This window comes from Schaalia cardiffensis, from assembly GCF_016405145.1.
In the GTDB taxonomy this organism is placed as follows: Bacteria; Actinomycetota; Actinomycetes; order Actinomycetales; family Actinomycetaceae; genus Pauljensenia; species Pauljensenia cardiffensis.
This window is the reverse complement of record NZ_JAEKIA010000003.1, coordinates 21,863-40,520: the sequence shown is the minus strand read 5'-3', so window position 1 is coordinate 40,520 and position 18,658 is coordinate 21,863. Positions and strand designations below refer to the sequence as shown.

Genomic DNA, 18,658 nt, shown 5'->3' with positions numbered 1-18,658 from the left:
TCAGATCACCCCGAGCGGACCCCAGGTGAGGGGTGCGACGAAGGAGAGGAGCAGGACGCCGATGATGCCGACGATGACGCCGACGATGACCATTTCACGAGTCGGGGTCGTGCCCGTCGAGTAGGCGATCGCGTTCGGCGGGGTCGAGATCGGCAGGCACATGCCGAGTGAGCATCCCAGAGCGAGGACGATCGCGATCTCCGCAGCGGGAGTGGAGATCGTTGCGGCTAGGCCCATGCCCATGGGGACGAGGAGGTTCGCGGATGCGGAGTGGGAGATGACATTCGAGGTCACCCAGCCGACGAGGGCGAGAACGAGGACGAGGACGATCGTCGGGATCGCGCCCCATTGGATTGAACCGAGGAGCCACTTGTCGAGGCCGGTCGCGCCGACACCCGAACCGAGGGCGATGCCTCCGGCGACGAGCCAGAGGACCGGCCAGTCGAGGGCGCGCAGGTCGTCGCCGCTCATGACTTTCGTGAGCATGAGGACGACGACGGGAAGGAAGCCGATGATGTTCGCCGAAACCCCGTGGAGGGCCTCGGTCATCCACAGGAGGATCGTGACGAGTGCGGTCGCGTAGAAGATCTTCGCGTTGCGGCTCGTGTCGAACTTCGCGCTCGTGTCGATGCTGAAGACGGCGTCCTTGGGGATGTAGCGCCAGGCGATGAATCCCCAAGAGATCGCGAGGGTGATGAGCATGAGGGGTACGGCGGCGAGCATCCAGTCGAGGAAGGTGACGGAGATTCCGGCGCTTTGTAAAGCTCCGAGGGCGATCGCGTTGGGCGGAGTGCCGACGGGCGTGCCCATACCGCCGACGTTCGCGGCGACGGGGATCGACAGGGCGATGCCGGTGCGGGCCCGCCCTTCGGGCAGGCCCATGATGACGGGCATCATGACGGCGAACATGGTCGCGGTTGTTGCCGTGTTCGACATGAACATGCTCATGACAGCGGTGATGAGCATGACTCCCATGACCGTTGATCGGGGTTTGCCGAGGAAGGGGCGGAGCAGGACGGCGGACAGGGCCCGGTCGACCTTGTACTTCGCTGCACCATCGGCCACCATGAAGCCGCCGAGGAACAAGATGATGACCGGGTTCGCGAGGGCTCCGAAGAAGCTCGTGTACTTGGGGGCATCTTCAGCGACATGGAGGATCGCATGGTCGGAAACGAAGAGAACTTCGAGGAAGATCACGAGGGTCGCGGTTGCGGCCAATGGGACCGCTTCGGTGACCCACAGGAGGATCGCGGCAATGAAGATTCCGAACATCCTCGAACCTTCGACTCCCAGGCCGGGGAGTTGAACGAAGAGGAAGATGATGATTGCGCCGAGTGCGCCGATCTGTCCGAAGAGTTTCACGGGGCTTGGCCCGTGCGGCTTCTTCTGACGAGTCGTCATGTTCTGCGCGGAGCGCGGGTTCACCTGAATGTGCGAGCGTTTGGTGCGGGGCACTGGTCAAGACCTCGTTGTCTCTTCTGTCACTGACGCCCACCAGGGTATGTCACTCCTCACAGGCTTGGGGGCTTCTTCAACTTTCTCAGCCCACTTGGCGGCGAGGACGGCGCAGCTCTGCTTCATCTGCTAGGAGGGGCCGTGTGCTCCTGAGCGAGGATGTGCCGATCCCGGGTCGACCCGGCACACTGGGAGTATGGCGAAACGACGATCCCCCCTTGAGCCCGTGGAGATCGCGACCGCAGGCATCCTCTCAGGCTTGACGGTCGTCCTCGGGCTCCTCGGATCTGCGCTCCCCATCTTCACTCTTCTCTTCCAGGTCGCCGCTGCCATTCCGATCGCGATGATCAGCTCTCGTTTGCGTACGAGGGCGAGCCTCGCAGCCCTCATCGTTTCGATCCTCATGTCAGCGGGCGTGGGGGGATTGCCGACGGCGTGGGCGGTGACGAAGACCGTCCTCGTCGGCTGGGTCGTCGGTTTTCTTCACCGCAAGGGTGCGGGCAGTTTCCTTGTGTTCCTCACGGCTTTCGGCATCGGGGTTATAGGCGCCGCAATCACCTGGGGTGTGCTCAGCGTCCTCGAAGAGTCACGCACCCTCCTTCTTGACTCGACGCGCACCTCAATGAACGGCTACTTCACTGTGCTGGAGGGTGTGCCCGCGCTCGCGCCCTCAGTCGAATTGGCGCGCTCATGGGTCGAGCTCATGCTCGAATACTGGTGGACGTGGATCCCCGCATCCTCGGGCCTGTGGGTCTTCCTGCTCGCGCTCGCCGCATATTGGCTTCTCACGAGGGTTTTGAGGCGCATTGACATTGTTCGAGAATGGGATCCTCTCTTCGCGCCCGAAGGCTCAGGCTCCACGGCCACAGCCTCACAGATCGCGCCCCTTCCTTTGAAGTTGGAGGGCGTGGGTTTCACCTATCCGGGCGCCGACAAAGCCGCCTTGACTGATCTTTCCGTGCAGATCGACGAGGGTTTCACCGTCGTCCTCGGGCCGAACGGCTCCGGGAAGTCGACTCTGGCGCTGGTGCTCGCAGGCGCAGAACCGAGTTCAGGAAGGGTGATTCGCCCGGGACGGGCAGGGCTTGGGGAGTTCGGCGGCACCGCCCTCGTCGCTCAAAGGAGTGAGTTGCAGTTCCTGGGCACCACTGTCGTTGAGGACATCTACTGGGGGATGAGTCCCGAAGAGCGCAGCTCTGTTGATCTTCCCGGGCTTCTTGCCAGGGTCGGTTTATCGGGATTGGAAGACTCGGAGACGCGTCGCCTTTCTGGTGGGCAATTGCAGCGTCTTGCTCTCGCGGGTGCTCTCGCAAGACGACCGAAGCTCCTCATCTCCGATGAGTCAACCGCGATGATCGACCCGGCCGGGCGGGTCCAGCTTTTGGGGATTCTTCGGGGATTGGCAGCTGAGGGGACCGCAGTCGTGCACATCACCCACGATCCGCTTGAGTCCGCTTGTGCCGAGCGTGTGATCCGTTTGGAAGGGGGACGAGTCGTTGAGGATTCCTCTGCGCCTGTTTCAGCCTCGTCTGTTCCTTCTGCGCCTCCGCTCCCGTCAACGGATTCGCTTGCTTCTGTTGATTCACTTGTCTCTGCGAATTCGCTTGCCTCTGTTGATTCACTTGTCTCTGCGGATTCGCTTCCTTCTGCGCCTCCGCTCCCCTCAGCCTTTCCCCTTCCTTCTGCGCCACTAGCAGCCTCAAGAACCGAGGCTGCGCGGGAGGCCTCAGTGCGAGGCGCAGATGCGCAAGCCACGGTAGATGCCGATGCCATGGCAGATGTGCAGGCCGCAAAAGCTGGATCTCCCAGCGTTCCCCATCGTCCTCGTTTCGGAGCGCTTGCCTCTCAAGAGCCGGCGCGCGCCTACACACAGGGTCACCGTGATCCTGCGAGCAGGGGCGATGCGAAAGAGCCCTCGCGCGCACACATGCCAGAGACTCAAGCACCTCCAAGCCTTCGCCTCAGCCCTCGTTCCCCCTCTGATCATGGGGAGGTCGAGCACCTGTGGGCGCGCGGCCTCGGACATGCCTACAACCCCGGCACGCCCTGGGAGCGCGAGGTCCTTTCCGAAGTTTCCTTCTTCGTCTCCCCCGGCCAATCGATCCTCATCACCGGCGAGAATGGTTCGGGCAAGTCGACCCTCGCGAGAATCCTCACCGGCCTGATGAGGCCGTCTCGAGGCCGATGCACTCTCGGTTCACAGCCGGTGCACTTGCGCGTCGGCGAGGTCGCCCTGTCTCGCCAATTCGCCCGCCTCCAATTGCAACGCCCGAGCGTTGGCCTCGATATTCTCTCCGCCGCGGGCTTCGGCCCCTTGGTCGGCACGAGCCCTTCGGGACATCCTCATCGAGGCGCAAGCGCAAGGAAAGGGGCTTTCCTCAATCCTGTGGAAGCGGAGTATCTCCTCGCTTCAGCTCTCGCGGAGGTCGGCCTCGATCCTTCTTTGTCTTCGAGGAGCGTTGATGAGCTTTCCGGTGGGCAACAGCGCAGGGTTGCCCTCGCGGGTCTTCTCGCTGCTCGCCCGAAGGCGATCGTCCTCGATGAGCCCATGGCCGGCCTGGACGCGGATTCTCGGGAAACTCTCGTGCGCGTGTTGGACCAGAGGAAAGCTCGGGGGCTTGGGATCGTCGTTATCTCACACGACACCGAAGGCTTGGAAGCCCTGTGCGATCGCAGGCTTCACCTGGACAAGGGGGTTCTCTCATGAGCCACGAGGAACCTCAAGAATCGCCTCTGAGTCGGAAGGGAAGCCGCGTCACAGGGGAAGGCCGATCCGAGGGCGAGAACGTCGGCTCCAGATTCCAGGTCGTACCCGACAGGGCCGAGGCCGGGGCTGGAGGGGCCCAAGTCGCGCCCAACAGGGCTCAGGTCAGGGCTGGAAGCACCCAAGTCGCACCCAACAAGGCTCAGGCCGAGGCTGGAAGCGCCCAAGTCGCGCCCAACAAGGCTGAGGCCGGGACCGAGGGAGGAGCGAGTGGGGGGAGCCGACCCACAAGGGCCAGGGACTTCGCAAAACGCCCGAAACCCAAGGAGCGTCGCCGAATCGGCTTCTTCATGCCGCGCCTCCTGCCCTGGTCCTCACCCCTGTCGAGGGTCCAACCCGAAGTGTTGATCCTCGCGTGGACACTCCTCACCACCTTCGTGCTGGTGTGGCCGAAATGGCCGACCCTCGGGATCGTTGCGCTCCTCCTCCTTCTTGCCAGCATCTTCGGGCGCGTTCCCCTCTCGGCGGTCCCGATTCCACCCATATGGTTCTGGTCGGGGCTCATCGGCGGCATGATCGGCGCATCGATTGATGGTGGGATCCTCATCTTCGTTCGTCTCATTGCGCTCTCACTCGTGCTCCTATGGGGAAGCGCCCTGCTCTTGTGGACTTTTTCGACCGCGAGGATCGCTCAGGCTCTGCGTCGCCTCATCTCACCTTTGCGGTTCTTGGGAGCTCCTGTCGATGAATGGGCGCGCATCATGGGGCTTGCACTCACGGCGATGCCCGTCCTCGCAGAGCAGTCACAAGCAGTCGTTGACGCGGCGAAACTCCGCATGGGCGGTGAATGGACGCGCATGGGCTTTCGTTCTTCCCTCCGTCTTGGTGTTGACGTGACGACCGCGGTCCTTTCAGCGGCTTCTCGTTCTGCCCGCGACACCGGTAGAGCAATGTCGATGCGCGGAGGCCTTGATCCCCTACCCCAGGAGCCTGTGCGTCTGGGTCTCAATGACGGGGTCGCTGCCGTGCTGAGTGCCCTCGCACTCGCCGGGATCATCGCCGCCCACGTCCTCGTTGATCTTGGCGGCTCCTGAGCGCAGATCCGTCCGAAAACGCGTTCTCATTTGACGTGCTCACCTCCTCCCCCGTAACCTTTCAACGCACGCGCGAGTGGCGGAATAGGCAGACGCGCACGGTTCAGGTCCGTGTCCCAGTGATGGGGTGGGGGTTCAACTCCCCCCTCGCGCACCAGTTTTCCCGCAAGATTCTGCGGGAAACTCAGTGCATTATGCGCGATGAAGCGGCGGCATTGAGCTACTCATGATAATTCTTCATGGTTGAACCTGTGGGTCGCCTTTTTCACATGGCCTGAGCCCACTCCCCTTTCCTTTACCTCGACTCTCCTTGGTACAGGCTTTCACCCACCTCACCCTCAACTCGCAATGATCTTCGTCCCCGCGGTCCCAAGTTCACACAGGCCTTCACCCGTCTCCATCTCAGTTCACACTGGGCCTAGCCCGCACCATTCTTTGCTCGCACCGGTCTTATTCACCTCCGGTCTCTTTCCGGATCACTCGCTCCCCAACACCACAATCTCGAGCTTTTCAACAGCGCATGGACTCAGTTCAAGCGATCCCTCGCTTAAGACCCTCGAGAGAGCCTTTGGGATTCGTCGGTAATCTCTTTCAGCAAGCCCTACACGAGTCAAAGATTCCACCCCCGGCCTCGTTGATCGGATCATCCTCGGTGATATCCGCGACGTGGAGCACAGGTAGGTCGTGCAAGTGTGTCCTGATCGGCCCGTAGTGATGACGTGAGAGTCTCCCCCATGCTGTAGCGTTGACGCCGTAGTAACTCGGATTCATTGCGATACTCGCTCGTCGGTGTTTGCAGGAGCTTCGATCACTATCCCGGAACCCGACTTGGGCCGGGGAAACGCCCGAATGGGCCTGCAGATTGGAAACACCATGACTTCTGGTGTCGTGAAATGGTTCAACGACGAAAAGGGCTACGGCTTCATCACCCCCAGCGATGGCTCCGCCGACGTTTTCGCTCACTTCTCCAACATTGTTCAAGAATCTGGCCGCCGTACCCTCTTCGAGGGCGAGCAGGTCGAGTTCGACATCACTCAGGGCCCCAAGGGTCTTCAGGCGGAGAACATCCAGCGTCTCGCCTGAGTATCTCTTCCAGTTCTGATGCCGTCCGCGTCTGATTCGGCAAGGGCTCCAGGCTGCACGCGCCTGTGCTGACAAGCGTCAGATCCCATTGGCAGGCATGTGTGTCGATCAAGGTCCCTGTCAAACAGGCTCCGTGTCGACCAAGGCCCAGTGCCGACCAAGGCCTAGTCTCATCGGCCTTTTGACGGCAGAAAACAGGATCACCATCCCCTCGCGCCGCGCGCCGAGGGGATTTTCCTCTTCGGAGCGGCGATTGCGACTCCATTCAGAGCGACGATTGCGACTCGCAAAGAGGTACCCAGGCACTCGGATCACGGTGCATCATGGGCCTCGAAACTCCAAAGCCGTAACGAGCCTCATCACAGGCTCGGATCAGTGAATGTGAGCATGTGAAATCAGGCGCAAAGATGGATAGGGAATTGGTGCTGCTGGTAACGTTATAACCGCTGATCCGAGGGGATGGAAACGTTTCCGGAATCGGGGATGCAACACTGACACACTGCTGTGCGGGGCACAGTCAGTGCTTCGCGCACTGACTCGAAAGAAGAACCCCATGAACAACATCGTGAAGTCTGAAATCGCCGTCGCCAGCTGGCAAGGCGAGGCGAACGCTGCGGGCGTCATCATCGCCGTTGTCCTCCTCGCCGTTCTCGGTGTTTTCGCCGCCGTCAACGCCTCCTCGACCATTTCGGCTGTCATCGCTGCTCTCGTTGGCCTCACCGCTGTTCTCTTCGCTCCCGCCGCTTACGCGATTCGCAACGAGAAGAACTGAACCGATAATCCGGGGCGCGCCACGCAGCGCGCCCCCGCATGACGAGCGCGACGCCTGTGACGTCGCGCTTTTTCTTTTGCCTTTTCACCCCATGACATCCACCCCATTTGCGCCCAAAACGTCGATCCTGTAGAGACATTTCTGCCGCTAGTCCCATTGCAGCCTTTCGCTCTGCCATTTTTCTCCTATCGATGTGGAACCCGTGCCACCCTCATCCTCCTTCAGGTCTCAGCCCCGAAATTGGAACAGGAGAATCCTCAAGCAAGACATCGGAAGAGAAGACTCCTCAATCGACACAGTCGATCCGACTCTCTCCACACAAGCCAAAACCCTGATGGGGATAGTCTCATCAGTGGAGGGGTTGACGAATTGTGGAGGGGATATCACCCCTCCACTTGTCGTCACAGCCTCCACTCAGCACCACAGCCCCCATCGCACGCCAAGCCTCACGCCCCTCCTACCCCTCAGCGGATCGGCACACGCAGAGGCGCGCGACGCTCAGTCTTGTCGCGTATTGTGCGGCTCTTCGCGACCGCTGTAGTTGACGAAACGCGAGAGGTGACCCTGGAAGAGGGTGCGGATTACTGCAGTCTCACCATTACGGTGCTTCGCGACAATGATGTCGCCTTCTCCTGGACGGTCTTCCTTGTCGTAATAATCGGGACGATGCAGCAGCATAATGATGTCCGCATCCTGCTCCAGCGAACCAGATTCACGCAGGTCAGACATCATCGGCTTGCGGTCATTGCGCGACTCGGAGTTTCGGTTGAGCTGCGCGACGGCAACCACCGGAACTCCAATATCCTTCGCGAGGAGTTTGAGATTACGCGACATGGCTGAGACTTCCTGCTGACGAGACTCGACCTGTCGGCCGCTCGTCATGAGCTGCAGGTAGTCGATCACCACGAGGCCGAGGTTGTGCTGCTGCTTGAGCTGTCGACACTTCGCACGAATCTCCGTAATCGTCATATTCGGTGAATCGTCGATATACAAGGGGGCGTCGGAGACTCTCTCCATCGTTCTGGCGACACGCTTCCAGTCGGTGTCATTCATCGAGCCCGCCTGCATCTTGGACAGGAACACTCCTGATTCTGCAGCGAGCATTCGCATCGCAATCTCCTGCTGACTCATCTCAAGGGAGAAGACCAGGGATGTGATCCCATGCTTGATCGAGGCCGAGCGGCAAAAGTCGAGGGCGAGAGTGGACTTGCCCATAGCGGGTCTGGCGGCAACGATAATCATCTGACCGCCACGAAGCCCTTGTGTCAGGTCGTCAAGCTCCTTGAATCCCGTGGGAACACCTTGCAGCTTGCCTTTGGACTTCTCAATGTCTTCAAGGTGTTCGAGCAGCTCATGAGTCATAGAGCCTACGGCGACGTAGTCCCTTGCGGTGCGTTCCGAAGAGACCGCATAAATCTCGGACTGCGCCTGTTCGACGATCTCTTCGACCTCGCCACCGGCCTCGGCGTAACCGAGTTGGACGATGCGCGTGCCCGCAGTGACAAGGCGACGCATGATCGCGCGCTCACGAACGATGCGCGCGTAGTAACCAGCGTTCGCCGCAGTCGGCACCGAAGCGATGAGGGTATGCAAGTAGGGGGCGCCACCGACCCTGGACAAAGTGCCTTCGCGCTGCAGATACCCTGCAACAGTGATCGCGTCGGCGGGTTCGTTTTGACCGAAGAGGTCCACGATCGCATCGAAGATGATCTCGTGATTCGGCATGTAGAAGTCGGAACCGCGAATCTCCTCTGTGACAGTAACGATCGCATCAGTGGTGAGCATCATCGATCCGAGGACCGACATTTCCGCGTCGATGTCCTGTGGTGGTGTGCGATCAAAATCTTCCGCCACGATGATCCTCTCTACAGTCGACGCACGCGAGAATGCGGCTCACCACCTTGAGGAAAGGGGCGTGGCTTGAGCGCCTTTCCTCAGTGCGAGTCCGCGTCAGACCCTGAATCCATGGTCACGCGCACACGCGAGGGTATCGTCTCGACGCGAGAACTCCCACTCTCGATCTGAACTCGAATGGGGATAACCTGGGGATGGCGTGTGGATAACATGGCGCGTCGTCCACATCCCCTGTGGACGCTCGGTGTGTGTTGCGCTGCGTCCGTGAAAACCCCTCGGACTTTTCACGGCAGATTCATGCCATTCCCCCGATGACAGACTTGTCCACAAGTGTGTACACAGATTGTGGATTGAAATTGGAGGCCACATTCGTGGACGGAACCGATAGCCCATCCCCTAACTCTCAAGTGAAGCTTGAAGCTTCGCTTCCTGCTCCTGAGAGCACCTCCAACACACAAGCTAAACCTGGGTTGACCAGGAAAATTCTCACACTGGCGGTCCCAGCTCTCGGTGCACTCGTCGCCGAACCTCTCTTCACTCTCATCGACTCCGCGATGATCGGCCACCTGGGAACAGCCTCACTCGCAGGCCTGTCCCTCGCCTCCCAGATCCTCCAAACTCTCACCATCCTGTTCATCTTCCTCGCGTATTCCACAACCTCGCTCACAGCTCGAGCACTCGGCGCCAAGGACCGACGAGGCGCGATCCGCGCCGGAATCGACGCCTCCTGGCTCGCCGCACTGCTCGGCCTCATCGTCGCCGTCCTTCTCGCCGCACTCGCCCCCGCCCTCGTCAAACTCATGACGACAGATTCTTCCGTCGCGCACGAGGCCGTCGCCTATCTGCGGGCGAGCGCACCTGGCCTGATCGGCATGCTGATCGGCTATTCGACTGTCGGGACACTGCGCGGACTGCAAGACACCCGCACTCCCCTGCTCATCACCGGCATCGGCGCCATCCTCAACATTGGGCTCAACGCCGTCTTGATGTTCGGCCTCGGCCTCGGCGTCATCGGCTCCGGCTTGGGCACGTCGATCGTTCAACTCCTCATGGCGGCCGTGTACCTGGCGATCCTTAGGCGTGAAGCCGTATCGGTCGGCGCACCCCTGCGTCCGAGCGGCAGCGGCATCGCGCGTTCCGCGCTCGACGGTGCGCCTCTGATCGTGCGCGGCTTGGCACTACGCCTCGCAGGCCTTGCAACGATCTGGTCGGCATCGCAGCTCGGATCTGAGGCTCTTGCGGGTTATCAGATCGTTCTGGCCATCTGGACTCTCATCTGCTTCGTCTTGGATGCGCTGGCGATCGCCGCCCAGTCAATGGTGGGCCTCGCCCTCGGGCGCGGGAAGCTCAACGAACTCCGAGAACTCTTAAGAGTCCTGGCGATCTGGGGTGCGGGAGCCGGGGTCGTACTCGGCATTGTCATCACTGTTCTTTCGCCGTGGATCCCCTTCCTCTTCGACGCGAGTTCCTCGGTAAGCCCGATCGCGAGATGGGGACTCATCGCCTGCTGCGTCGGCATGCCTTTGGGGGGCGTCGTCTTCACGCTCGATGGTGTGCTTCTCGGCGCTGGCGACAACCGCTATTTCGCGATCGCAGGAATCGGGCAGCTTCTCGTATTCTTGCCGGTTCTCGGGCTCATCGAGCTGTGGCGCCTCGAAGGTGCGGGCAGTATCGAAGTGGTCGCGGCAGCATGGGGCGCGTACGCCCTGGTCTACATGGGTGCCCGCCTGGCGACGAATATGTGGAGGACCTGGTGGTCGCGCTCCGGCCTGCTCGGATCCATGGATTCATCCCTGAGGGAGGGCTGATCGCCTTGGGCTTCGCGTTCATTGAGCGCCAACCCGAGGCCTTGTATGAAGCCCGGGAGTCCGACCTTGCCTTCATCGACCGCCAACCCCGGGTCGTGCGTTCTCGATCGAGGGCTTCGCGACAAGTGGAGGGGTTCGCGACAAGTGGAGGGGATATAACCCCTCCAAAACACGCCATCGCCTCCACTAACGCAAAGTCAGAACCCGCACACCGAGAAGACCCCGCCGCCCCCTCCACTAGTGCACCAAAAGCACGAGCACCCTCAAAGCGCGCGAGCAAGAACTCCTTCAACACGCCACCGACCCGCCTCGAGCACTCCACGAGTCTGAGAAACAGAAGCTTCCCCGACAGGACGTGGCCCAGAACTCTCCGGACAGGGTGGCGCACTCCACTGGGCGACGACTAAGCTGGATCCCTGGATTGTCCAAGCTCCCGCAAGGGCATTCCACCGCAGACGAACCCTCGTCTGTGAACGCATGACCCTCCTGTCACGGACCGTCCGTGACCGCAAAGACCATAGGAGGTGGGTACTCACCGTGCGTAACTACGAACTGATGGTGATCCTCGATCCCTCGATCGATGAGCGCACCGTCGCCCCCACGATGGACAAGTACCTCGCGCCCGTGTCCGCCAACGGCGGCTCGGTCGACAAGGTTGACATCTGGGGCAAGCGTCGCCTCGCTTACGACATCCTCAAGCGCTCCGAAGGCATCTACGTTGTCATCAACATGACGACGACCCCTGATGTCGCGCTCGAGCTCAACCGTCGCATGGGTCTCGACGAGACCATCTTGCGCACCAAGCTCCTGCGTCCCGACGCCCACTGAGCATTCACTCAAACCCACCCACCCTTTAGCCCGAGGAGTTGAAATGGCCGGAGATACCCAGATCACGATCGTCGGTAACCTCACCGCTGACCCTGAGCTTCGCTTCACGCCGAGCGGTCAGGCTGTTGTCGACTTCACCGTCGCTTCGACGCCTCGCCAGTATGACTCGAAGTCCGGACAGTGGCGCGACGGAAACGCCCTCTTCATGCGTTGCAGTGCATGGAATGATTTCGCTGAGAACATCAGTGAAACCCTCCGCAAAGGCATGCGCGTGATCGTGCAGGGCAACCTTGTCCAACGCTCCTACGAAACCAAGGACGGCCAGAACCGCACCGTCATCGAACTTCGCGTCGAAGAGGTCGGCCCTTCTCTCCGTTGGGCGCGCGCCCAGGTTTCACGCAATGAGCGTTCCGACCAGGGCCGAGGCGGATATCAGGGTGGAAACCGTGGAGGCGCCCCTGCGGGCGGCTCCTACGGGGGTTCGAATGCCGGTTACGGCGCTCCTGCCGGCGGCACCGTCGACGATCCGTGGCGCGCATCCTCACAGGGTGACGCTGCCTTCGGCGAACCGCCGTTCTGATCGGTGTCGGCCACGGCCGACCCGAGCACGTACTGACATCACATCTTGGGGTGGATGAATAGTCCACCCGGATCCAAGGAGACCACCATGGCGAAGCCTCAACTTCGCAACAAGCCCATCAAGAAGAAGGCCAACCCCCTCAAGTCGGCCAAGATTGAGACCATCGACTACAAGGACACTGCGCTCCTGCGCAAGTTCATTTCCGATCGCGGCAAGATCCGTGCTCGTCGCGTCACTGGCGTCTCCGTCCAGGAGCAGCGTCGCATTGCCCGTGCGGTGAAGAACGCCCGCGAGATGGCGCTCCTGCCCTACTCGTCGACCGGCCGCTGATCGGGGAAGGAAATTCGCATGGCTACCACTAAGCTCATCCTCACCCGCGACGTCGCCAACCTCGGCAACGCCGGCGAGGTCGTTGAGGTCAAGTCCGGCTACGCCCGCAACTACCTCGTGCCCCGCGGTTTTGCGACCAAGTGGACGAAGGGCGCGCAAAAGCAGATCGACGAGATCGCTGCCGCCCGTCGTCGTCACGAGATCGAGTCCATTGATGACGCCCGCGAGTTGCGCGACGCCCTCCAGGCCGCCGCTCCTGTCGTCATCTCCGGCAAGGTCGGCACCTCCGGTCGTCTCTTCGGCGCTGTTTCCGGCGCCCAGATCGCCGAGGCCGTCAAGGCTCAGCTCGACAAGGTCATTGATCGTCGTCGCGTCATGATCGCTTCGCCGATCAAGTCCACCGGCGATCACACCGTCGTCGTGAATCTCCACCCGGAGGTCACTGCGAAGCTCAAGGTTCGCGTCATCGCCGAGTGATTCCTCGCCCGCGTCACAGTCTCGTCTGCGCCTCAGTGGTCGAGGACGAGGCTGCGTGCTGGACTTGAAGGGGATGACCTCGAGTCGCTGAACCTTATGAGGGGCCCTCGATCCGCAAGGATCGAGGGCCCCTTACATTCCTTTCAAATCTACACGATGCCACAGCGCACGCTTCTTCCATTTCAAAGCGAGCCGACTGCCGGAAAACGTCATATTTTCATCCTCATTGCTGAGCAGTGGGCTGCGCCCCTTCACAAAAACTCCCTTGCAACCACCACTCGAAGCGTGCCACACAGGCCCAGGGGTCGAATACTCTTACCATGATGCAAGGCACGCGAGCACAAGCTACCTCCGCTGGCGAATCCGACTGATACTTTGAGCGGTTCACCATTGAGCACATTCCCTTAGGGCCTGCTTTATTGTAGATTGACAGTATTCTTGTACGCGTTTTCTGAAAGATTGTCTTGATGCCACTCGCTTCGTCCTTACGTTTTATGCTCGGTTCTGCGCTGACGCTCGGCCTCCTCTTCTCAGGTGCCGCCTCCGCAGCCACAATCGACCCGATTTCTTCTCATATTGATCAATCCTGCTCCTCCGGTTCCCTCAGTGAGGGGCCATGCGAGATTCCACATTTCGCCATCACTGATCCTCAAGAAGAATACGCAGTGAACCCAGGGGAAACTCTGACATTGAGTGGAACCGGATGTATTGCCGACTTCCCAACAAAGTTCGAAGCGTGGATGCTCTTTGAAGAACCCGCACGTCGAAGCGATCTCCCGTCTCCCACTCATGTGACGCATGATGTCGATACCGGTTCTTGGACCGCGACCTTCACTTTGCCTGATGAGCCCGGCACGATTCCGGTGTCATTTCATTTCACGTGCTCATCTGTCGAATCGTTTTTTGAGGCCCGCAGTTCCAGTCGCCTGCGGCTGTACTCCAGAGTGAATGTTCTTCCGAATTCACAAGAGGAACCGTCTACACCTCAAACCTCACAAGAGGAACCGCCCACACCGGAAACACCCTCGGATCCTCCTGCAGAACCGAGAATCACGCTCACTCAGTCTGATGTTGAGATCGGGGCTCCCCTCGAGCTTTCCGCCAGCGGCTTCGATCCTGATGAAGAGGTCGAAGTCTGGCTTCACTCCGACCCGATCAGACTTGGCACGATCAGAGCTGATGCCTCCGGTAACGCCTCCGGAACTTTCGTGGTGCCCGATAATGTACCCGCTGGCAGCCACACGGTGAAGTTCATTGGGACGACCTCGAAGAAGACCGCTCAAACGCCCATCACTGTGAAGAACAAAACGACAGCTGAGAAGGCGAGCTCGTCATCGCCCGCAGGCACTGACGCTTCTTCGAACACTGACAACGCCTCCTTCTCGTCAGCCTCCGGAAAGGCCACGAAAGAGCTTGCGAGGACCGGCGCAGATAGTCTTCCCGTCCTCTTTGCTGCAAGTCTCATGAGTCTCGTTGGTCTGGGTGCGCTTGTGCGTCGACGAGTGCGAGCATAGTTCCCTGATCGCAGTGGGGGGGGGGGGGGGGGGGGGGGCGGGGGGGGCGGGGGGGGGGGGGGGGGGGGGGGGGGCCCCCCCCCCCCCCCCCCCCCCCCCCCCCCCCCCCCCCCACTTTTCATGAGCCTGACTGGAACAGATCAGGGTGTGACGCTAGAGAATCTGGTGTGGTCTGTTGCTCAGAGGAGGGATCTTCCGATGAGGGCTGTTTCTGGCTTTGCTGTTCTAAATAGCTGAGCAAGGGGAGGGAGTAAGGTCGCCTGACAGCGGGACTCACCCATAAAAGGAGGTTTTGGCGATGTGTGGAGGGGCTATATCCCCTCCACTCACGCTGCCGCGACTCTACCCTCCACTCATGATCCCTTCGCCCACGCAAGCAGAACTTAAGGAATCCCTCACTCTCAAGATCCTTCACTCATACAAGCGTGCCTTGACTTCCACTTCCGCTCATGTTTCTGCACCAAAACTCTATGAAAGCACCCTCAGGCAGGTATTCGCGTACCTGCCAGTGCGATTGTGAACACCGTCGGTGAGGATTTAGCCCTCGAAGGCTGCGTGGGGGATCGCGACGATTCGTGCCGGAGCCGCAGCCCCTAGGCAACCATGTTCAGCTTTTGCTGGACCACGTGCGCGCGTAGCTCCGCTCACCATGCAGGGGTCGGGATAAAACACGGACGAACGTTGGTCTACGGGAGCGGGAATTACTCGCCATTAAGGGGTGGGGTGAAACAATCAACCGTGCCACTGCTCTAAGGTCGGCAGCGGCCAGTGCGCCTGTGATTGACACCCTCGTCCAGGACTAGTGCGAAGAGACCCGAGCAGTAAGTGGCAGACACCATTGCCTCTCCTCAACCACCGCACGCAGGCACCCAGGAACCTAAAGAACACAGCTGCATGCTTGCAAAACGACGCAGCACTGTCCTTGGTCTCGGCAGTCAGGATCTTGAGGAACCACGCGCAAATAGCCTTCGACACCCTTAGAGGCTTCCCCACATGCTCAGCGGGCAAAGAGGCCAGAACCCCAAGGGTGCTAGAAGCACAAGGAATGGACACTGCCACTCCTGAAACCAGACAAAGCGAGCGCCACGAAAACTGCCTCCGATTCCACCTATCCGAGTGCAAGCAAACGCCGCAACCAAACGAAAAGTCATGGTCGGCATCAGCTCCACTTTTCCAGGTGCGAGTAGATGCCCTGCGACAGGAATCTGACGAAAAACCAGGAGCCTGGGCGAAACACCGACTGAAACCAAACGACAACCTCCTCATCACAAGGCTCAAGAGCACACACGTGCAGACCGCACAGCGCAACAGCTCCGGGTTCTCGTGAACAGAAGGCTCCTCAACCGGCCCTCAGCATCAACCGAGCCCAGCAGCTCCTGAGGCTCGTAGGCACACAAGCCTCAGGTCTGCCCGGTGCACACCCTAGGGTTCGACTGCTGCGCCTCCGCCGCCGTTTCCACCACCCTCATTGTGCCCAGGGTTATCCGCGCCATCGTCGTGCCCGTCATGCCCGCCGTGCCCATCATGTCCAGGCTGAGTGTTCCCACCTGGGTTATTCGGGCCGTTCTGACCAGGGTTCTGAGACCCCTGATTCGAACCTTGTGAAGGCTGTTGGCCTTCCTGCGGCCTGCCGGAATCGGAGCCCTGCTCTGAGGATCGCTGCCCAGAAGAATCTCCTGCGGAGGCTGCCGACTGCGCATCATCTTGGGAATCGTTACGAGACTTCGAGTTCCTGTTCGTCTTCACATACCAGTCGAAACCACCAGTAGGCATTCCCTCAACAGCTGTCTGCATGTACTGGGTCCACACATCAACCGGCCAGTCGCCGCCGTGGAATTGGTCGAGTCCCCCGATGTTCGGCAGAGGGGCGGAGTTCCCGTCCTCGTCGGACCCGTACATCGACACGGCGGACACGAGGCCGGGGACAAAAGCCACGAATTGAGCGGCGCGCTGCTCTTGTGCGGTACCGGTCTTGCCTGCCGTTGTGAAGCCCCGAAGGTCCTGCGAAACCGATGATGCGGTGCCATCCCCCTTCGTCACCGCCTCAAGGGCAGGCATGATCGAAGAGACCTCCTCGACGGAGAACACTCGATTTTTGTCCGTGGGAGCCGTGTAGATGACGTTGCCTCTTGGACCGGTTACCGAGCGGATAATGTGCGCGTTGACGCGTTCACCGCCGTTCGCGATCGTCGAATAGGCGGTCGCGAGGTCAATATTGTGGGGCGAAGCGTATCCGAGAACGTTGAGGAGAGTTCGATCGAGGCCGAGGGTCTCCTCCGGGATTCCCGCGTCAATCGCCGCCTGCATGGTCGCTGCTGGTCCAATGTCTTTGTTCAAGGCGACATAGGAGGTGTTGATCGAGTAGCTCGTCGCCTTGATGAGGTCGACATTCCCGAAGGAGTATCCGCCGTCATTCTCTACAAGCTCCGACAGACCGTCGAAACGCTGAGGGGAACGACCCGAATAGGTGTCATTCACTGAGCCGCCGGCACGCGCATTCGCAAGCAGAGCGAAAGGCTTGAAAGTCGAGCCCGCCATCGCGATGTCCTGAGTCACGGCGTTTTGCTGGCGCTCCAAGTAATCCGAACCCGCGTATTCGGCGACGATCTCCCCCGTATTCGGATCGATTGAAGACAATGCCACATGCATGGTGTCGGGGTTCCAGCCCTCGACCTGTTTCATGCTTTCAGCGGCCGCCACTGCCGCATCCTGCTTCGCCCGGTCAATCGTCGTGACGATCTTCAGGCCACCATTGGCGATCTGAGTCTCGTCGATAGCTCCGGAGGCGATGAGTTCCGAACGAGCTTGCTCAATGAGGTAACCGTTCGGACCGGCGAAAGTCTCACTCTCCACCTGAAGAGGATCAATCGTCTCGGGGAAAGAAGCAGCATCCGCTTCCGACTGGCTGATCCACCCGTCCTCGACCATGAGGCTGAGGACGCGCGCCCACCTGTCTTTCGCCTTGTCCGGATCCTCAGCCGGATCCCAAGCCGAGGGCGCGGGGATGATTCCTGAAAGCATCGCGGCTTCGCTGAGGCTCAGTTCGCTGGCCGGGTGTCCGAAGTATGCCTGAGAAGCGGCTTCGATGCCGTAGGAGCCGCGACCGAAGTAGATCGTATTGAGATAATTGCCGAGGATCTCATCCTTGGACTGTTCGCGGTTGATTTTGATCGCGAGGACCGCTTCTTCAGCTTTTCCCCTGTAAGAAGAGGTGGTTTCACCGACGTAATATCGTTCGACGTACTGCTGGGTGAGGGTCGAGCCGCCCTGACGCGACCCCGTCACCACATTGGTGAAGAGTGCACGGAAAATACCCTTGAAGTCGATGCCAGAGTTCTTGTAGAAAGTGCGGTCCTCCGATGCGACAACCGCCTTGCCGACGTAGTCGGGCAGAGTCGAGGGGTCGATGATTTCTCGGTTGACGTCACCGAGTGAGCCCATCTCAGTCGAGCCGTCGGAATAGTACAGCGTCGACTTTTGAGCGAGCGCCAAGTCCGAGGCCGCCGGAACGGTCAAGCTCGTGTACATGTAGAGGAACGCCGCCAGGGCTGAGATCAAAGCGAGAAGAAAAGTGAAGGAAAGACCGAGGCCGATCTTCTTGCCCAGACCTCTCTTTTTCTTCGCCGAGGCCGGGGCCTTCTTCGCTGTTCTGCCTGCAGCCTTCCCTGAGTTCGCTACAGCTGAGGCACCCCGTTCCTGGGATGCACCGAATGATTCGGGGGGCAGAGGAGGAAGACTCAACTCGGGGACGCCGCCGGGCAGAGCACTTGAGGGGGCTGTCTGGCCCCCATTGATGATTGAGCGCCGGACATTGGAGGGTTTAGGCGGGAGAGAGCTCGAAGGATCAGATCCCATGATCTCGTCCCAGTTCTTCTTCCCATCGTTTCTCGCCACGAATTCAACCTTTCAGCTGGGTCTGCACTCCAGCGTAGGGCCAGAAGCCGTGAATCTGCCGATTTCGTGACAGTTCCAACGTTAGGAATCGTTATTCACAGCAGATGAATGACGGCTCACCCACGCTCGCAATCGGGATCGTCTGGCCTTGAGAGAACGAAACACTGCAAGCGGAGCATCCCGGCTCACACTGAGGGACCTGGACATCTCCCCCCTGCTTGTGACCGTGCGGAGCATCAGAATCCACACTCACTGGCCCAGCCCC

At 60.3% G+C, this 18,658-nt stretch carries 13 protein-coding genes and 1 tRNA gene; 11 read left to right on the top strand and 3 right to left on the bottom strand.

Annotated elements, in window-relative coordinates:
- Nucleotides 1-1,401 (bottom strand): SLC13 family permease, encoded by a 1,401-nt coding sequence (locus tag JFX23_RS02485; protein ID WP_198775675.1) that lies wholly within the window; start codon nt 1,399-1,401, stop codon nt 1-3.
- A 250-nt stretch (nt 1,402-1,651) separates the two neighbouring features.
- On the opposite strand from JFX23_RS02485, the gene JFX23_RS02480 reads away from it, so the two are divergent.
- The 5 genes from JFX23_RS02480 (at nt 1,652) to JFX23_RS02460 (ending at nt 7,108) form a co-directional block, all read left to right on the top strand.
- Nucleotides 1,652-4,162, top strand: a complete 2,511-nt coding sequence (locus JFX23_RS02480) for a DUF2232 domain-containing protein (protein ID WP_198775575.1) — start codon at nt 1,652-1,654, stop codon at nt 4,160-4,162.
- Complete coding sequence (locus JFX23_RS02475; protein WP_233050509.1) at nt 4,159-5,253, top strand: energy-coupling factor transporter transmembrane component T family protein; 1,095 nt, start codon at nt 4,159-4,161, stop codon at nt 5,251-5,253. The genes JFX23_RS02480 and JFX23_RS02475 overlap by 4 nt, the downstream gene beginning before the upstream one ends.
- 70 nt (nt 5,254-5,323) lie before the next feature.
- Nucleotides 5,324-5,410, top strand: a tRNA-Leu gene (locus JFX23_RS02470).
- A gap of 716 nt (nt 5,411-6,126) precedes the next feature.
- Complete coding sequence (locus JFX23_RS02465) at nt 6,127-6,336, top strand: cold-shock protein (protein ID WP_040313902.1); 210 nt, start codon at nt 6,127-6,129, stop codon at nt 6,334-6,336.
- A 553-nt stretch (nt 6,337-6,889) separates the two neighbouring features.
- Nucleotides 6,890-7,108, top strand: coding sequence for a hypothetical protein (locus JFX23_RS02460; protein WP_005962859.1), 219 nt, complete (start codon nt 6,890-6,892; stop codon nt 7,106-7,108).
- Nucleotides 7,109-7,606: 498 nt separating this feature from the next.
- Here JFX23_RS02460 and dnaB read toward each other — a convergent pair whose 3' ends face one another.
- Nucleotides 7,607-8,965: a replicative DNA helicase gene (gene dnaB / locus JFX23_RS02455; protein ID WP_040313585.1), complete on the bottom strand. Its 1,359-nt coding sequence runs from the start codon at nt 8,963-8,965 to the stop codon at nt 7,607-7,609.
- A 467-nt stretch (nt 8,966-9,432) separates the two neighbouring features.
- Between dnaB and JFX23_RS02450 the strand changes: the two genes are divergently transcribed.
- The 6 genes from JFX23_RS02450 (at nt 9,433) to JFX23_RS02425 (ending at nt 14,499) form a co-directional block, all read left to right on the top strand.
- Entirely contained in the window at nt 9,433-10,770 is a 1,338-nt protein-coding gene (locus tag JFX23_RS02450) for an MATE family efflux transporter (protein WP_233050508.1), read from the top strand.
- A gap of 537 nt (nt 10,771-11,307) precedes the next feature.
- Complete coding sequence (rpsF, locus tag JFX23_RS02445) at nt 11,308-11,598, top strand: 30S ribosomal protein S6 (protein ID WP_040313584.1); 291 nt, start codon at nt 11,308-11,310, stop codon at nt 11,596-11,598.
- Between the two features lie 43 nt (nt 11,599-11,641).
- Complete coding sequence (locus JFX23_RS02440) at nt 11,642-12,178, top strand: single-stranded DNA-binding protein (protein ID WP_005962845.1); 537 nt, start codon at nt 11,642-11,644, stop codon at nt 12,176-12,178.
- A gap of 87 nt (nt 12,179-12,265) precedes the next feature.
- On the top strand, nt 12,266-12,508 hold the full coding sequence (gene rpsR, locus JFX23_RS02435) for a 30S ribosomal protein S18 (RefSeq protein WP_005962843.1): 243 nt from the start codon (nt 12,266-12,268) through the stop codon (nt 12,506-12,508).
- 18 nt (nt 12,509-12,526) lie between these two features.
- Nucleotides 12,527-12,985: a 50S ribosomal protein L9 gene (gene rplI, locus JFX23_RS02430; RefSeq protein ID WP_005962842.1), complete on the top strand. Its 459-nt coding sequence runs from the start codon at nt 12,527-12,529 to the stop codon at nt 12,983-12,985.
- 467 nt (nt 12,986-13,452) lie between these two features.
- Nucleotides 13,453-14,499, top strand: coding sequence for a hypothetical protein (locus JFX23_RS02425; protein WP_198775573.1), 1,047 nt, complete (start codon nt 13,453-13,455; stop codon nt 14,497-14,499).
- 1,422 nt (nt 14,500-15,921) lie between these two features.
- On the opposite strand, the gene JFX23_RS02420 is transcribed toward JFX23_RS02425, so the two are convergent.
- Nucleotides 15,922-18,393 (bottom strand): transglycosylase domain-containing protein, encoded by a 2,472-nt coding sequence (locus JFX23_RS02420; RefSeq protein WP_198775572.1) that lies wholly within the window; start codon nt 18,391-18,393, stop codon nt 15,922-15,924.
- Nucleotides 18,394-18,658 lie beyond the last annotated feature (265 nt).

What these genes read in the sequence shown, in the direction of transcription:
- rpsR (WP_005962843.1), top strand. Translation starts at nt 12,266, where the DNA reads ATGGCGAAGCCTCAACTTCGCAACAAGCCCATCAAGAAGAAGGCCAAC.
- JFX23_RS02460 (WP_005962859.1), top strand. Translation starts at nt 6,890, where the DNA reads ATGAACAACATCGTGAAGTCTGAAATCGCCGTCGCCAGCTGGCAAGGC.
- JFX23_RS02465 (WP_040313902.1), top strand. Translation starts at nt 6,127, where the DNA reads ATGACTTCTGGTGTCGTGAAATGGTTCAACGACGAAAAGGGCTACGGC.
- JFX23_RS02485 (WP_198775675.1), bottom strand. Translation starts at nt 1,401, where the DNA reads ATGACGACTCGTCAGAAGAAGCCGCACGGGCCAAGCCCCGTGAAACTC.
- JFX23_RS02440 (WP_005962845.1), top strand. Translation starts at nt 11,642, where the DNA reads ATGGCCGGAGATACCCAGATCACGATCGTCGGTAACCTCACCGCTGAC.
- JFX23_RS02480 (WP_198775575.1), top strand. Translation starts at nt 1,652, where the DNA reads ATGGCGAAACGACGATCCCCCCTTGAGCCCGTGGAGATCGCGACCGCA.
- JFX23_RS02425 (WP_198775573.1), top strand. Translation starts at nt 13,453, where the DNA reads ATGCCACTCGCTTCGTCCTTACGTTTTATGCTCGGTTCTGCGCTGACG.
- JFX23_RS02475 (WP_233050509.1), top strand. Translation starts at nt 4,159, where the DNA reads ATGAGCCACGAGGAACCTCAAGAATCGCCTCTGAGTCGGAAGGGAAGC.
- rplI (WP_005962842.1), top strand. Translation starts at nt 12,527, where the DNA reads ATGGCTACCACTAAGCTCATCCTCACCCGCGACGTCGCCAACCTCGGC.